The organism is Pseudomonas sp. CGJS7 (assembly GCF_036961695.1).
On record NZ_JBAMDI010000005.1, the window covers coordinates 172,800 to 190,822 of the forward strand.

Here is an 18,023-nt window from a genome sequence, read left to right on the forward strand (position 1 = left end):
CACGCCCACAGGGGGAGGTGTGTAAACGCCTGGATCAGCGTTCACGCAGGGCCTCCTTGGCTCGGTTCAGCGGCTTGATCAGGTAATCGAGGATGGTTTTCTCGCCCGTTCGGATATCCACCGTGGCAATCATCCCTGGCACGATCGCAAAACGCTTGCCGGCCTTGTTCTGCAAGCTGTCCTGTTCGGTGCGGATGAACACGCGGTAGTAGTAGATTTCCGGTTTGACCTCGTCCTGCAGGGTGTCCGGCGAAATGCCCACCACCTTGCCGTCCAGCCCGCCGTACACCGAGTAGTCATAGGCACTGATCTTGACCTTGGCCGCCTGGTCGGGGTGAATGAAGGCGATGTCCCGTGGCGCGATGCGGGTTTCGATCAGCAGGCGTTCGTCCATCGGCACGATCTTCATCACCTGGCCACCGGGCTGCACCACGCCACCCAGGGTGTTGACCTCGATGTCCTTCACGATGCCGCGCACCGGCGAGCGCAGGGTCAGGCGGGTGAGCGAGTCGCTGCGCCCACGGATCACTTCCGACAGGGCGTCCGCTTCGGCGCTGGCCTTGGCCAGTTCTTCCCGGGCGCGCACCAGATAGTCTGAGCGCGCCTCGTTGGCTTTGAGTTCCAGCTCGGAACGCTGGCGGTTCAGGCGGATCACTTCAACTCGGCTGGAGGCCCCCATCTTTGCCAGGTTCTCGGTGATTTTCAGCTCGCTGCGCACCAGCTGCAACGAGTCCTGAATGCCCGCCAGGGTCTGTTCCAGGCCGCGGCGGCGGGTCTGGTACAACGCGGTTTCGGCATCGATCAGGTCGGGAGAGTCGCGCAGGCTCGCCGGGAAGGTCAGGGGCTTGCCGGTCACCTCTGCCTGCAAGCGAGCCTGGCTGGCTTTGGCAGCCCGGTACTTGGCCTCGCTTTCACCCACGCTGGAAGCCGTCTTGGTCGGATCGAGCTGGGCCAGCACTTGGCCGCGCTCGACCAGGTCGCCTTCGGCCACGCTCATCTGCGCGACGATACCGCCCTCGAACGACTGAATGACCTGCTCTCGCGAACTTGGGATGACCTTGCCTGTGCCGGTGGACACCTCGGTCACCTCGAACCAGGCCGCCCAGGCCAGGAACGCCGCCAGCATCAGCGCGCAGAGGGTGATGATGCGGCCGGCGCGGAACACCGCCTGGTCGTCCTGCCCGTCCAGGTAGGAAGCCGGGAGTTCATGGTTGCTCATGCCTGGGCTCCCTGCAGTTTGGCCAGCGCGGCATCGCGCGCGTCATCGATGACGATGCGCCCGGCGTCCAGCACCAGGATGCGGTCGACCCGCTGCAGAACACTCAGTCGATGGGTTGCGATCACCAGTGTACGGCCCTGACAGAAGCGCTCCAGGTTATCCAGCAGCTTGCGCTCGGTCATGTCGTCCAGCGACGCGGTCGGCTCGTCCAGCAGCAGCACCTGCGGCTGGCGTACCAGCAGGCGCGACAGCACCAGGGCTTGGCGCTGGCCGCCAGACAAGCCCAGGCCTCCTTCGAGGATCAAGTGGTCCATGCCCTTGGGCAGGCGGCGGACGAAGTCCAGTGCGCCAGTGGCGGCCAGCGCGGCCACCAGTTCCTGGTCGCTGGCCTGGCCGGCGCCGAGGGTGAGGTTTTCCCGCAGGGTGCCGTGGAACAGCCTCGCGTACTGCGGCAGCAGGCCGACGTCACGGCGCAGGTCAGCAGGGTCGAGGTGGGCCATGGCGATGCCGTCCAGGCTGATCTCGCCCTGTACCAGGTCCATGGCCCCACCCAGCGCCTGCAGCAAGGTTGATTTGCCGGCGCCGTTGCGGCCCAGCACGGCAATGCGCTCGCCCGGCTGGATGTCCAGCCGGCCAATGTTCAGCGCTGGCGGGTAGTCTTCGCTGTAGCGGAAGTTGGCCTGGCGCAGGCGGTACTCGCCGTGAATGGCTGGCAGGTGCACGCGGGCTTCGCCTTCGGGGTGGTCGACTGGCGACTGCATCAGCTTGTCCAGGCCTTGCAGCGCGACCTTGGCCTGCTGCCAGCGGGTCAGCACATGGGTCAGCTGGGCGAGCGGTGCCATCATCCGCGACGAAAGCATGGATGCCGCCACCAGGCTACCCGTGGTGAGGTCGCCGGCGATGACCATAGGTGCGCCGATCACGATGACCACGGCAAACACGGCACCCTGCACGTTCTGCGTCCAGGTCACCAGGCCGTTGGTGAGGGTGCGCAGGCGCAGGTTGGTGTGCGCGCAGGCCGCGTTGTACTGGTTCCACTGCCGTTCGAAGCGAGCCTCCGCCTGCAGTGCCTTGATCTCGTCCAGGCCCTGGATACTTTCCACCAGCATGGCGTTGCGCAGCGCCGACTCACGCATCGAGGCATTGGCCAACCGTGCCAGGCGCCGTTGTGCAAGCAACCCGGGCAACACCATGGCCAGCAGCGCGACCAGCGGGATGAACACCAGTACGCCGCCGATCAGCCAGAACACGAAGAGGAACAGCAGGAAGAACGGCAGGTCGGCCAGCACCGTGGCGGTGCTGGACGTGATCAGGTCGCGGATCGACTCCAGCTCGCGCAACTGCGAGATGAACGAGCCGGTGGACTTGGGCCGCACCGAGTTGCGCAGGCGCAGGGCATGGCCGTAGACCAGATCGCTCACCCGCAGGTCGGCGCGCTTGCCGAGCAGGTCGGTCACCTTTAGCCGCAGCAGGCGCATGCTGAAGTCGAACACCAGTGCCAACACCACACCGCCAAACAGGACGTAGAGGGTGGGCAGGGATTCGGCCGGTATGACTCGGTCGTACACCTGCATCGAGAACAGCACGCCGGCCAGCGCCAGCACGTTGGCCACCAGTGACGCGACCATCACCTGCCCATAGGGACGCAGGTCGCGCAGTACGATGCGGGCGAACCAGTGGCGGTCGTAAGGCGCGGTGTAGTCGTCGGTGCGCACATCGCGCAGTGGCCGGGCCGGGCGCAGCAGGGCAACACGGTTGATACGGCCTTTCAGGGTGTCGCGGGGCAGGCGCGAAGTCAGGCCCTGGTCACCGGCGAACACCACCGCCAGGTCGTCTTCTTCGGTCACCGACTCGACCACCGCCAGCTGCCCATCGTCCAGCTCCAGCACCAGCGGCGTGCGCCATTGCCGCAGGCCCTTGGCATCTAAGTGCACGAAGCGCAATGCCAGCCCCGCCTGACGTGCCATGTGGCGGAGGATTTCATTCAACGGGCGGGCATCCTCCGCAGCGGCCAGGCGAATACGCTGGGGTGATACGTCCAGGCGGTAGTGGTGTGCCACCTGCAACATCACCTCAAGCCAGGGGCCAAGGTCTGGCCGGTGCGCGGCGGCCTGCTCCGGCGCGGGCGCCTGGTTGGGCAGGGTCACATCGATCGAATCACTCATGGCTGGATCTCCACACCTTGCAGGTTGCGCCCCTCAAGGCCAAAGGCCGTGCGCAGGGCGCCGGTGTTGTACAGGCAGTCGACATCCAGGCGCAGCAGATCGGAGCGGGTGCCGGCAAGTTCGAAGCGTGACTGGTAGATCTCCTGCTCGGCGTTGAGCAGGTCGAGCAGTGGCCGTGTGCCCAGGTCCAGGTACTGACGCCCGTAGAGCATGCGTGCCTCCTGAATGCTGACCTGGCGGGCTTCCAGCGAGGTCAGCCGGCGGCCCAGCCCGGAGGTTTGCGCCTTGGCCTCCGCCAGGCCCCGACGCGCCTGCAGCCGTGCGGCGTCTTCGGCGGAGTCGGCGGCGGTCAGCGCGTGGCCGGCAGCGCGGGTGCGGGCGCTGATGGAGCCCCCTTGGTAGATGGGGACTTCGACGTTCAGGTAGATGCCCGCCTGGGTGCGGTCCAGCCGTGCGTTATCGCGGTTGTAGTCGTCGTCCAGGTAATGATTGACCTGCGGTTGCAACGACAGGGTAGGGTAGGCCTCCGCCTTTGCCTGGGCCAGCTCGGCCTGGCCCTGTGCGCGCTGGGCCAGGGCCATCAGCACGGCGGGCAGGCGGTCATCACCCTGTGCAGGGCGCTTGCAGGCCTGGTCCAGCTCGGCGGGTGAGCCCTCGGCCAGTGCCGGAGGGGTAACGCGACCCATCAGCGCCGCCAGGGTCGAGCGCCAGCGCTCGTACTGCGACTGGTACTCCTCCAGGGTGGCACGGGCGCTTTCCACGCGCGACTCGGCCTGTACCACGTCGGAACGGGTGCTGGCGCCCATGTCGCTGCGCTGGCGGGCCATGCCGGCAATGTCGCCCACGCCGCGAATCTGGTCGCGGGCAATTGTCATCAGCTGCTCGTAGCGGCGGGTTTCGATCCAGGCATAGGCTGTGTCGCGGGCCAGATCGTCGACCACCAGCAGGATATTGGCCTGTGCCCGGGCGGCGGCAGCCTGGGCCGCGTTGACGGCGCTGTCGACCTTGCCGAAGTCATAGAGCATTTGTTTGAGCGACAGGTTCAGGGCCTGGCTATTGCGGTCGCCGCCATAGCCGGTGTCATAACCGGTGCGGATACCGCCGGAAATCTGTGGGTAATACCCCGCTCGGGCGACGTTGATGCCTTCGCCCTGCTTGTAAAGGTTGCCGATGGCCTCTGCGATGCTCGGGTGCCATTGCGCTGCCTGCAGCACTGCGTCGGTAAGGCTCAGCCGTTCGCCACTGGCGACCGGGGCCATGCCGATGGGGGGGCGGGCGGGCACCGCTTCGGGCGCATCGCGTAGCAGCGACGGCCCGATCTGGCGCAGGTGGGGGTCTATATCATCGGCTGCCTGGGCAACCGGGTGGAAGTTCAGGGCCAGGAGCCCGAAGGCTCCCAGCAACAGCGGTGACAGCGGACTGCTTCGCTTCACATAGTTCCCTTACTGCTGGTCGTCCATGCCGCCGGGCATTCACCCGGCGGGTTTGCAGCGGCCTCAAACCACATGGATACCGTTTTGTACCCACAGGTGATGGCTTGGATCCTCCTGGGCCGTGTACTGGTTATAGTCGATGCCGTCGGCAGTTTGGTTCCCGACCAGCGTCCAGTTGTCCGTCATGTGAACCGAGTCTTTGTCGTCCCCCTTGATGATCAGTGTGTCGGTACCGGTTTCGGTGATGGCCACCACATCCGCCAGGTTGAGGGTGAGCGCCACCGAACTGGTGTCGTTGAGGTCGAGGATTTCGATGTCGTGTACGCGCCCGGCCAGGTTGCCCAGGTCGATGCTGGCATCACCGCCGCCCCACAGCAGGGTGTCGGTTCCCGAGCCACCGTCGACGCTGGCGAAGTTCTGGTCGACCACCACCAGCGTGTCGTCACCCGCACCACCCTGCAGGGTGATGTGGCCACCCCGGCTGCCATCGAGGTTGTCGTTGCCGTCGGTGCCGGCGATCACATCGGTGGCCGCTGCCAGGCTGGCGAGTGCCGCGGATTCGTCGCCAGTATCGGCCAGCAGCGATGTGGTCGTGGTGAGGCCGGCAGCATCGTCCACGTTGATGGTCAGGGTTGCGGTGTCGGTGGTGCCGTTCGGGTGGCTTAGCTCGTAGGTGAAGGTGTCTTGCTGGCCGACCACCGCCGAGGTGAGCCCCGCGTTGAGGGTGTAGGTGTAGCTGCCGTCGGCATGCACCAGCAACGTGCCGTAGGTACCGGCCACGCTTACCCCGTTGTAGCCCGGGATGGTGTAGGTGTTGGCGGCTGTCAGCACGCTCAGCACGGTCAAGGCCGAACCGATGTTGTCGTCAGTCAGCAGGTTGCCGGTGGCGGCTGTCGCGCCACTGACCACGAACTCGGTCAGGTACGTTGTGGTGGTGTTCAGGCTGGTGGTGATGGAGCTGAGCAAGCCGATGCCGCCGGCGGTGACACGTACGTGGTAGGTACCGGCGCCCTGGTTCTCGAAGGTATACCCGGCGCCGCCGCCCAGTATGCTGACCAGCGAACCACCTGGCACCGACTGCACCAGCACGTACTGGCCGGTGGCCGGGTTGAGCTTGAGCAGCTCGATGGTGGTGCCGTTGAGCAGGCTCAACAGGTTGGTGGAGTTGACCACCACCTGCAGGTCGGCCGTGGTATTGGCGGCAACCGTGGTGGTGTAGGTGGCCTGGCGGGTACCGATCACTGGCAGGTTCAGCGAGCCCAGCGTACTGCTGCTGGTGTCCACGCGGTTGTCCAGGGTGACCTGGCTGGTACCTACGTCGTTGACTGCGTCGACCACCGTGGCCGGTGCACCGTAGTTGGTGTCGCTCCAGACCTCCGTGGCTTGCGGGCTGTCGATGCGCACGTACAGGTTGGCGGCATCGGACAGGCCGTTAGGGTGCACCAGTTGGTAGCTGAACACGTCCACCTTGCCGACACTGTTCGGGCTGCCGTTCGGCGTGTAGGTGTAGCTGCCGTCCGCACGGATCACCAGGGTGCCGTACTGGCCCTGAACCGTCGTGGCGGTCCCGGCCGAGACGTAGCTGCCGTTTTTGAGCACTTGCAGCACGGCGGCGCTGTCCGGGCCACGAGCATCCACTGCGCCATCGGTACCCACGTCGGTAATGACGTTGCCAGAGGTGGCAATGCCGGTGCCGGTGAATTGGGTCAGGCTGGTGGAGACGATGTCCAGCGTGGTGCTCACTTCGGTGATCAGGCCGATGCCGCCACTGCCCACGGTCAGTCGGTAATCACCGGCTTGCAGCACGCCGATGTCCACCTGCAAGCCGATTGGCAACACGATCAGGTCGAGCAGGCCCTGAGTGTTACCGGTGGCGATGGTCACCCAGGTGCCGCTGGCGTCTTTCACCTGCAGGGTGAAGCTGGTGTTGTTGAGCAATGCCAGCACGCTGTTGGTGGTCAGTGTGAGGGTAGGGTCAGCCGTGGTGCCTGCTGCCACCGTCCAGGTGTAGGTCTTGGAGAACCCCGACAGTAGCGTGGTGAAGCTGTCGGTGTAGGTCTTCGTGGCGCTGACCGCTGCCAGGTTGACCGTGGCCGTGGCCAGGTTGTCGCTGGCGATGACCGGCGCGTTGGCATCCACATCCGGTGCAGTGACGTTGACGTTGCCCGACACGTTGCCGCGCGGGTCGCTTAGGGTCACCGAAAGGATCTGGCCGTTGTCCTGAGGCGGGCTCAGGGTCACGGTGAAGGTGCCGTCCGCCTGCACCGTCGCGGTCTGCAGCACGGTCCCGCCGGCGCTGCGTACGGTGACGGTGGCACCCACTTCGCCCGTACCGGTGAGGGTATTGCCGTCGGCACTGAACAGCAGGTTGCCGGCAGCCGCAGGCGGGGTCAGGTCCGGTGCGGTCAGCGCAGTGCCCGTGGACACGTTACCGGCGCTGTCGGTGAGGGTGACGCTGAGCGCCTGGTTGTCGATCTGCGCCGCAGCCAGGCTGACCACGAACAGGCCGTTGCTGCCCACCGTTGCGGTGCCCAGTACGGTACCGGCGCTGTTGCGCACGGTGACCGTGCTGCCGACCTGGCCCGAACCACTGACCGAGGTGCCGTTGGCGTTGATGGTGGCAAGCGGGGCGGCTGGCGGGGTGGTGTCCGGCGCAGTCAGGCTGGTGCTGGCGGACAGGTTGCCGGCAGCATCGGCCTGGCGTACCACCAGCAGTTGGCCGTCGTTCTGTGGCGAGGTCAAGGTAATGCTGAAGGTGCCGTTGGCTTGCACCACACCGGTACCGACCTGGCCGTTCGGGCCTTGGACGGTAATGGTAGCGCCCGCCTCACCGCTACCGGTAAGCACGGTACCGGTGCCGTTGATGGCGACGTTGGTGGGGGCTGCAGGTGGCTGCAGGTCTGCGGCAGTGTAGCTCGTGCTGCCGGACACATTGCCTGCAGCGTCAGCCTGGCTCACGTCCAGGACCTGGCCGTTGAGCTGCGCGGCGTTCAGGTTGACGGTGAACACGCCACCGCCATTCACCACCGCCGTGCCGAGCACATTGTCGCTGGCATCACGCACTGTCACCGTTGCACCGGCTTCACCCGTGCCGCTCAGCACCAGGCCATTGACAGACAGGCTGGTCACCACCGGGTTGGTCGGTGGCGTGATGTCGGCCGCTTGCAGGAAGGTCGGCTGCGATTCGCCGCCTATCAGCGCCACCGCTGTCACCGAAATGTGTTCGCCATTGAGCTGGGCTGCGTCCAGCGTCAGGGTGAAGGAGCCGTTCAGGCTTGCGACCCCTGTACCGATCAGGTTGCCTGCAGCGTCGTACACGCGAATGCCCACACCGCTGGGTGCACTGCCTGTCAGGGTCAGGCCGTCGCTGCCCAAGGTCACGTCGGTGGGCGGCACGGGTGGTGCGATCAAGGGTGTGAGGTAGGTCGCGACCGCAGACGTATTGATGCCGTCGGACTGTGTCACTTCCAGGGTTGCGAGCGAGCCCGCCGCCGGCACCAGCGTTATCTGGAAGTTGCCAGCGGCATCTACCACGCCGGTACCGATCACGTCTCCGTCGAGGCTGACGGTAACCGTGGCATTGGCTTCGCCCTTGCCGGTCAGCACGTTGAAGGTGTTGTTGATCGCCAGGTTGGTCACCAGGTCGGGTGGCGAGGTGTCGTTGGTCTGGTAAGGGACCGCCACCGAAGCGTTGCCAGCATCATCCGTGGACACCACCGTCAGCAACTGGCCGTTGTTCTGTGCCGGGCTGATCGGCACAGTGAACTGGCCGTTCTCACCCACTTCCACCGTGCCCACGATGTTGTTGTTCGGGCCGCGCACCGTGATGGTGCTGCCGGCTTCTGCCGTACCCGTCATCGACGTACCGGCTGCGTTGAGCAGCAGGTCGGTCGGCTGCACCGGTGGCGTCAGGTCTGGCGCAGTCACTGCCAGCGGTACCGACGGGTTGCCAGTGGCGTCCTGAGCGATGATGGTCAGCGTTTCGCCGTTGATTTGCGGGCGGTTCAGGTCAAGGACGAAGGTGCCGTCCGGCTCCACCGTTACCTGGCCCAGCAGGTCGCCGTTGTTGTTGACCACCGTGACGCGGGTGCCGGCTTCGGCAGTACCGGTCACCTGGGTACCGCTGTCGTTGATGGTGGCGATCACGGTAGCCGGTGGTGTGGTGTCCACGGCCGTGACCGAACTGATTGGCGAGATGTTGCCGGTTGCATCGGTCAGGGTGACCTGCAGCACCTGGCCATCGAGCTGCGCTGCATCCAGCCCGACGATGAAGGTCCCGTCGGCGCCTACTGTGGCGGTACCGACCTGCGTGGTACCGACGTACACGCGCACGGTGGCGCCCACTTCGCCGACACCGCCCAGCTCGTCACCTGCCGCATTGAGCCGCAGCTCGGTTGCTGCCGCTGGCGGCGTGAGGTCCGGCGCTTGCACGTTGACCGGCAGGCTGACGTTGCCGGGGGGATCGGCCTGTAGTACCGACAGTGTCTGGTTGTTGATTTGTGCGGGTGACAGTTCGACGCTGAAGCTGCCATCAGCAAGCACGATACCCGTGCCCAGTACGGTACCGGCTGCGTTACTGACGATTACTGTGGCGCCGGCCTCGCCCAGGCCGCTGACCACGCTGCCGTCGGCGTTGATCACCACTTGGGTGAGTGGGTCGGGCGGGGTGAAGTCCGGGGTTTGCAGGGTTGCCACTGCCGACACGTTGCCGGCCGCATCGGCCTGGGTGAAGCTGAGTAGCTCGGCGTTGCCCAGCGCCGGGTTCAGCGTGATGGTGAAGTGGCCACTGGCATCGACCGTGGCGCTGCCGATTTCCTCGCCTGCCGGGTTGGTCACGGTCACCAGCGCGCCCACTTCGCCGCGGCCGGTGAGGGTGACACCATCACCGGAAACGGCCAGTTCGCCGGGTGCCGATGGCGGTGTGGTATCGGGTGCGGTGATGGCGCTGGCGGCAGACTGGTTGCCAGCCGCATCGGCCAGTACCACTTGCACCTGTTGGCCGTTGGCCTGCGGCGATGCGAGGTTGACCTGGAAGGTACCGTCGGCGCGCACCGTGGCACTGCCCAGCACCGAACCATCGGCGGCGAGCACACGCACGGCGGCACCCGCTTCGCCGGTACCGTTCAGCAAGCTGCCACCCCCGGCGAAGGCCAGGTTGCCGGCAGCATCCGGCGCGACGCGGTCAGGGGCTGTCAGGCTGACGCTGTTGGACTCGTTGCCGGCCACATCGGACTGGCTGGCGCTGAGCTGTTCGCCGTTGATTTGAGCGACGCTCAGGTCGACGTTGAAGTCGCCATTGGCATCGACCACGGCAGTGCCCAGTTCGATACCGCCTTCGCCAAGCACGGTTACGGTGGCACCTGCTTCACCGCGGCCACTGAGTACCAGGCCGTCGTTGGACAACACCAGATTGGTCAGTGGTTGCGGTGCCGTTGTGTCCGGTGCCTGTAGGGTAGCGGGCAGCGATACAGTGCCATCGGGGCCCGTTGCGCTGACCTGCAACACTTCGCCATTGGCCTGTGCACTGCCGAGATTGACAGTGAACGTGCCGTCGTTGGTGACCGGGCTGCTGCCCAGCAATACGCCGTTGGGGCCGTACACCTTGATTGTGCTGCCCGCCTCGGCGGTGCCGCTCACCGACAGGCCGTCGGCGGCCAGTATCAGGTTGTCCGGCGTGGCCGGTGCCAGCGCGCCCGGCGCCGTCACGCTTTGCGCAGGGGAGACGTTCTGTGCGGCATCGGTCTGGACCACGCTCAGGCTTTCACCCGTGATCGCTGCCGGCGACAGGGACACGCTGAAGTGACCGTCAGCGGCCACTGTAGCGTTGCCCAGCACGGTACCGTCCGGTGCTCGTACGGTCACGGTTGCGCCTGCTTCGCCATCGCCTGTCAGGGTGGCGCCATTGGCGGAGACAGCCAGGTTGGTCACGGCGGCCGGCGGCGTGGTGTCGGCTGCGGTGTAAGGTGCGGCCGGCGACACGTTGCCGGCTGCGTCGGTGGCGGTCACCTGCAGCGTCTGGCCATTGGTCTGGGCACTGTTCAGGGTGACCTGGAAGGTGCCGTTGCTGCTGGCTACCGCTGTGCCCAGCACGTTGCCGCTGGCATCGCGCACGGTCACGGTGCTGCCGGCTTCGGCGTTACCGGTCAGTTGCAGCCCGGTACCGGACAGGGCGAGTGCTGTCGGTGCGGTAGGCGGGGTGAAGTCTGGCGCGGTGACCGCCACGGCTGTGGAGGTGTTGTTGCCCGCGTCGGTCTGCGTAACGCTCAGGTGCTGGGCGTTGAGCTGGGCGCTGTTCAGGGTGAGGGTAAAGCTGCCATTGGCCGCTACCAGGCCGGTGCCGATGATGGTCCCGTCCTGGCCGTGAACGGTGACCGTGGCACCGGCTTCTCCCAGGCCGGTCAGGGTCAGGCCGTTGTTATTCAGCACCACGTTGGTCAGCGGCGCGGGTGGGGTCAGGTCCGGGGTTGTCACATTGATTGCCGGCGAGGTATTGCTGGCGGCATCCACTTGCGTCACGCCGATGACCTGGCCGTTGGCTTGCGGCGTGTCGAAGGTCACCGTGAAGCGACCGTCGGCGCCCACCGTGGCGGTGCCGAGCAAGGCACCGGCGGCGTTGCGTACCTGTACCGTGGCGCCCGCTTCACCGCTGCCGGAAAGCTGCCGGCCGTCCTGGCTCAACACCGGGTTACTGATGGCCGCTGGCGGCGTGTGGTCTGGCGTGGCCAGGCTGGCCGGGCCGGACACATTGCCCGCGGCATCACTGAGGGTGACCTGTAGCGGGCTACCGGTGACCTGCGCGCTGGGCAGGGTGATCTGGAACTGGCCGCTCTGGTTGACGGTGCCGGTGGCCAGGATGGCGCCGCTGGCGTCGCGCACGGTGACGCTGGCGCCGGCTTCGCCCTGGCCGCTGAGCACGGTGGCTGCGCTGTTGAGGCTGAGGTTGCTGGCTGCCAGCGGTGCCTGCAGGTCGGGCGCTTGCAGGGTGGCCGCGAGCGAAACATTGCCTGCAGCATCAGCCTGGGTGACGATCAGGTTCTGCCCATTGGCCACGGCCGGCGAGAAGCTGACGCTGAACAGGCCATTGCTGTCGACGGTTGCAGTCCCCAGCAAGGTGCCTTGTACGTCTGTCACGCGCACGGTTGCGCCCAGCTCGCCTTGGCCGGTCAGCGTACTGCCGGTGGCGTTGAGGTTTACCTGTGTCGGCGCGTCCGGTGCCGTGGTGTCATTGGCCACGATAATGGCCGGCACCGAAGGCTGGCCATCGACGGTAGCCTTGGCACTGACCTGCAAGATCTGGGCGTTGAGCTGGGCGTTCTGGAAGAACACACGGAAGGTGCCGTCGCTGCCGACCGTGGCGCTACCCAGCGTGGTGCCACCGGAGGTCACGGTAATCAGCGAGCCGACCGTACCTTGGCCGGTCAGCAGGAAACCGTCGGCGCTGATGGCAAGGGCCGAAGGCGTGGCCACTTCGGTACCGGTCGGGCCAGTCAGTGGTATTTCAGGCGACTCGTTGCCGGCAGGGTCGATCACCACCACATCGACGGTTTCGCCTGATGCCAGCGGTGGGTCGACCGGTATCACGAAGGTGCCGTCCGGCCCTGCAGTTACAGTGCCGCGCACTGTGTCATCCGGGTTGCGGACTTCCACTGTGCTGCCAGGCTCGGCCGTGCCGCCGACCGTGCTGCCGTCCGGGCTTACGGTAAGCCCCGTCGCCGATTCAGGGTTGGTCGTGTCCGGAGCGGTGACAGAGACCGGCGCCGAGTCGTTGCCGGCTGCGTCGGTCACTACCACGGTTACGGTCTGGCCGTTGTTCTGCGGTGTATCCAGCGGCACGCTGAAACTGCCATCCGGGTTGACCGCAACGGTGATCACATTGCCGGCCCCATCGCTCACGGTCACCGAACTGGCGCCAGGTGCATTACCGGTCACAGCCGTGCCATCGCTGCTGACTGCAACGTCGGTAGGCAGCGCTGGGGGCGTGATGTCAGGCGCAAGGATCTGGCTGGGCTGCGAAATGTTGCCGGCCGCATCGGTCAGCGTTACATCCAGGGCCTGGCCGTCCAACTGGGCGGGCGATAGTGGGACCGTGAAGCTGCCGCCTGCGGGCACGACGACCGTGCCTACCAACGTGCCGTCGGCAAGCTTCACTTCCACCGTGGAGCCAGCTTCACCGGTACCCTGGATGGCACTGCCGCCCGGGGTGATCGTGAGGCCGGCAGGCGCAGCTGGCGCGGTGCTGTCGTCAGCGGTGAACGTGGCCGACGGCGAGGCATTGCCGCCGCCATCGATCAGCACCACCGACAGCACTTCGCCGTTGGTCTGGGCCGGGGAGAGTGCCACTTCGAACGTCCCGTCAGCATTCACCGGGATGGTGCCTAGCAGGTTGCCCGCAGCATCGCGTACCTCTACGGTGCTGCCTGCCTCGCCCTGCCCGCTGAGCAGTGTGCCAGTAGGATCAAGGCCCAGCCCTTGCGCCGGCAGCGGTGCCTCGAAGTCAGGTGCGATCACAGTGCCAGCGGGCGAGCCGTTGCCGCTATTGTCCGCCTGAGTGACAGACAGCGTCTGGCCATTGAGCTGTGGCGGGTCGATTGCCACCTGGAAGGTGCCATCGGGCTGGACCGTTGCGGTGCCCAGTACTGTGCCGCCAGTGCCGATCACGGTCACCTGCGCACCCGGCTCACCGCTGCCGCTCAGGCTGCTGCCGTCGCCAGCCAGGACCAGCCCGGTGGGGCTATCGGGTGCCTGGGTATCCGGTGCCGACAAATCGACCGCCGCCGACAGGTTACCGGCCGCGTCGCGTTGCTCCACGGTCAGTGCCTGGCCGTTGGTTTGCGGCTCGTCGAGGGTAATTTCGAAAGCGCCACCCGCGCCGACCACCGTGCTGCCCAGCACGCTGCCATCCGGCCCGCGCACGGTCACGGTGGCGCCCGGTTCGCCGTTGCCGGTGATCGTGGTACCGGTGCCGTCGATGGCTGGGTTGGTGACCACTTGCGGCGGGGTAGAGTCGGGGGCGGTGAAGTCCACCGGCCCTGCGCTATTGCCCAGGTTGTCGGTCGCTTCGACGGTCAGGCTTTCGCCATTGCGCTGTGGCGCGTTGAGGGTGACGTCGAAACGGCCGTCGCCGCCCACGCTGGCAGTGCCCAGCACATTGCCGTCGGCGTCACGCACGGTGACGATGGAGCCGCTTTGGCCCTGGCCGGTAAGGTGGATGCCAGCGGTATCGATGGCCAGCCCGGAGGGTTGCAGCGGGCCGTCGGTATCGGGCGCGACGATGGTGGCGGTCGAGGTGTTGCCAGCGGGGTCGCGCAGGACCACGTCCAGTTCCTGGCCGTCGGTCTGCGCTGGGTTCAGGACCACGCTGATCACACCGTCGGCACCGACCTGGGCGTTGCCCAGCACGGTGCCGCCGGCGCTGATGACCTGCACGGTGGTGCCCGGTTCGCCGCGACCGGTGAGCAGGCTGCCATCGGCACTCAGTTGCAGTTCGCTGGCTTCATTGGGCGGGGTGATATCGGGGGCGGTGATCTGGGTAGGCAGCGAACTGTTGCCAGCGCCGTCAACCGCCACGACATCCAGGGTCTCGCCGTTGGCTTGGGCCGGGGTCAGGCCGACGGTGAAGCTGCCATCCGGACCGGCCTGGGCGCTGCCCAGGACATTGCCCTGCGCGTCACGCACTTCCACCTGGGTATCTGCCGGTGCGGTACCGGAAACGCTGGAGCCGTCACCGGCCACCACCACGCCGCTCGGGCTTTCGGGCAGCGGTGTATCGGCAACGGTCACGCTGACCCCTGCCGAGGTATTGCCGGCGGCATCGGTCTGCACCAGCACGAGGTTCTCACCTGCTGCCAGCGGTGCCTCCAGGTCAATCACGAAGGTGCCATTTGGTGCCACGGTGCCAGTACCGATGACTGCGCCCTGGGCATCACGCACTTCCACTGTGGCACCGGGCTCGCCACGGCCAGACACGGCCAGGCTGCCATCGCTTGCCACCACGTCGGCGACGATCGCTGGCGCGGTGATGTCCGGGGCCACGTAGCTCAGCGGCACCGAAGTGTTGCCTGCCGCATCGGTCACGGTGATGGACAGGGTTTCGCCATTGGCCTGTGGCGGGTCGAGGGTCAGGCTGAAACTGCCATCCGGCTCGGCAATGGCGCTGCCGATCAGGTTGCCCGAGGCATCTTTGACCTCTACTCGTGCGCCCCCTTCTGCAGTACCGGCCAGGCTGTCGCCATTGCTCAGCACCAGGTCGGTTGGTTGCAGCGGTGCTACCTGGTCGGGCGCCGTCAGCGGGCTAGGTGTAGAGACGTTGCCGGCGGCGTCGGTCAGGGTCACTTGCAGGGACGAGCCATCCACCACCGGGGTTGGCAGTTGCACATTGAAGCTGCCATCGGGCTGAACGGTGCCGCTCACCAGCACTTGCCCCTGATCGTTGCGCACCTCCACGGTGGCGCCCGCTTCGCCGCGCCCGGAGACTGTGCGGCCATCGTTACTGATGGCCAGCTCGGTAGCGGGTTCCGGCGGTGTGGTGTCGCCGCCGTTGTCCACGATCGGTGCGGTGACGCTGCCGGCCGTGGAGGCGTTGCCTGCGACATCGGTGGCCGTCACCTGCAACTGCTCGCCTGCCACTTGTGGCGGGGTGAGGCCGATGCTGAAGGCGCCGCTGGCCCCCACCACGACACTGCCCAGTACAGTGGTGCCATCGGCGGCCAGCACACGGACGGTGCTGCCTGCTTCGGCGCGGCCGCTGACAACGGTACCGTCGCCACTGATTGCCAGATCGCTTGGCGCCGCAGGCGCGGTGATGTCTGGTGCGGCGACCTGCACCGGCAACGACGAGGTGCCGTTGTTGTCGATCGCCACCACGTCCAGTAATTCGCCATTGGCCTGGGCCGGTGTAAGCACCACGGTGAAGGTGCCCTCGGCACCCACCACGATGCTACCGACCAGCGTGCCGTTGGCATCATGCACTTCCACGCGGCTACCAGCAGGAGCAGAACCGCTGATGCTGCTGCCATCGGCAGCGACGACCAGTTCGCTCGGGCTGGTCGGCGTGACCACCAGTGGCACGTCGTAGGTCAGCGCTTCAGAGGCGTTGCCGCTCGGGTCGGTCTGTACCAGGCTCAGGCGTTCACCCGGCAGTGCAGCCGGATCGAGGTCGATCAGGAAAGTACCGTTCGCGGTCACTGTGCCGGTACCGACCAGCGTGCCATTGGCATCGCGCACCTCGACGGTAGCACCGGCTTCGCCGCGACCGCCCAAGGTCAGGCCGTCGGCGCCGACGATGATGTTGCTGACTACGGCAGGCGCGGTGATGTCCGGAGCCTCGAACTGCAGGGGTGAAGAGACATTGCCGGCAGCATCGATCAGACGGATGTCGAGGATTTCGCCATTGGCCTGGGCCGGCGACAGGGTGATGCTGAAACTGCCGGTTTCAGTGACCAGGCCAGTGCCGAGCAAGTTGCCCAAGGCATCGCGTACCTGCACGGTAGCGCCCGGTTCGCCGTTGCCGCTCAGGGTCACGCCGTCGGCCAAGGCCACGCCGGTCGGTTGAGCCGGGGCCTGCAAGTCCGGGGTAACCACCGACGCCGGGGCCGAAGCATTGCCGCTGGCATCGGTCAGCACCACTTGCAGGTTGCTGCCATCTTTCACCGGTGGGTCGAGGGTGATCTGGAAGGTGCCGTCCGGGTTGACCGAGCCGCTGGCCAGTACATTGCCCTGGGCATCGCGCACCTGCACGCTGGCCCCGGCTTCGCCGCGGCCATTGAGCTGGGCGCCGGCCAGGCCGACTACCAGGTTGGTCGCGGCATCCGGTGGTGTGGTGTCGCCGCCGTCGATGTCTGGCGCGGTGATGTCGCCGGCCGTGGAGGTGTTGCCGGCGGCGTCGGTGGCGGTGACTTGCAGTACCTCGCCGTTTACCTGTGGCGGGTCGAGGGAGATGCTGAAGCTGCCAGTGGCGTCGACCACCACACTACCCAGCACGGTGGTGCCATCGGCGGCCACCACCCGCACGGTGCTGCCCACTTCGGCGCGGCCGGTGACCTCGCTGCCGTTGGCACTGATCGCCAGCTCGCCCGGGGTGACCGGCGGGGTGATGTCTGGCGCAGCGATTTGCACCGGCAGGGACGAAGCGCCGGTGCCATCGATGGCCACCACGTCCAGCAGTTCGCCGTTGGCCTGGGCCGGGTTGAGGATGACGGTGAAGGTGCCACCGGCACCTACCACCACACTGCCGACCAGTGTGCCGTTGGCATCGTGTACTTCCACACGGCTGCCCGTCGGGGCTGTACCAGTGATGCTGGCGCCGTTCGCAGCCACCACCAGGTCGCTTGGGCTGGCTGGGGTCGTGGTTGCCGGGACTTCATATTGCAGGGCTTCAGAGGCGTTGCCGCTCGCATCGGTCTGCACCAGGCTCAATTGCTCGCCCGGTTGCGCGGCTGGGGTGAGGTCGACCAAGAAGGTTCCGTTGGCGCCGACTGTGGCGGCGCCTATGACAGAGCCGTTGGCATCACGTACCTGTACGGTAGCACCGGCCTCGCCACGGCCACTGAGCACCAGGCCATCGGCGCCCACCACGACGTTGCTGACGGCAGCTGGCGGCGTGACGTCCGGTGCAGTGAACGCCAGCGGCGTTGAACTGTTGCCGGCGGCGTCTACCACGCGAATGTCCAGGGCCTCACCATTGGCCTGGGCGGGGAACAGCGTGACGCTGAAGGTGCCGTCTTCGTTGACCAAGCCAGTGCCGATCAGGCTGCCGGTGGCATTGCGCACCTGTACGGTGGCACCGGGCTCGCCGCGGCCGGTAAAGGTCACGCCATCAACCAAGGCCAGCTCGGTTGGCTGCGCTGGGGCCAGCAGGTCTGGCGCGGCGACCGAACCGGGTTGCGAGACATTGCCGGCAGTGTCGGTCAGGGTCACTTGCAGGGTACTGCCATCGGTGATGGCCGGGTTCAAGGTGATGGCGAAGGTACCATCGGGATTGACTGTGCCCGTGGCAACCACGGTGCCTGCGTCATCGCGCACCTGAACGCTGGTACCGGCTTCGCCACGACCGCTGAGTTGGCTGCCGGCAGCACTGATCACCAGGTTGGTCGGGGTCTGCGGTGGCGTTGTGTCGCCGCCATCGATGTCCGGCGCGGTAAGGTTACTGGCGGTGGAGGCGTTGCCTGCCGCATCGGTGGCCGTCACTTGCAGCACTTCGCCGTCTAC

Annotated in this window: 4 protein-coding genes; all 4 read right to left on the reverse strand. The window is 66.5% G+C overall.

From position 1 onward, the window contains the following. Positions 1–34: 34 nt before the first annotated feature. Complete coding sequence (locus V7787_RS05845) at positions 35–1,219, reverse strand: HlyD family type I secretion periplasmic adaptor subunit (RefSeq protein ID WP_003247300.1); 1,185 nt, start codon at positions 1,217–1,219, stop codon at positions 35–37. Further along, complete coding sequence (locus V7787_RS05850) at positions 1,216–3,384, reverse strand: type I secretion system permease/ATPase (protein WP_336086422.1); 2,169 nt, start codon at positions 3,382–3,384, stop codon at positions 1,216–1,218. The genes V7787_RS05845 and V7787_RS05850 overlap by 4 nt, the downstream gene beginning before the upstream one ends. Beyond that, the gene (locus V7787_RS05855) at positions 3,381–4,817 is read right to left on the reverse strand and encodes a TolC family outer membrane protein (RefSeq protein WP_010952041.1); all 1,437 of its coding nucleotides are present in this window, start codon (positions 4,815–4,817) and stop codon (positions 3,381–3,383) included. Before V7787_RS05855 ends, V7787_RS05850 begins: the two co-directional genes overlap by 4 nt. A gap of 63 nt (positions 4,818–4,880) precedes the next feature. Then, a partial coding sequence (locus V7787_RS05860) for a BapA/Bap/LapF family large adhesin (protein ID WP_336086425.1) occupies positions 4,881–18,023 on the reverse strand: 13,143 nt, incomplete at its 5' end.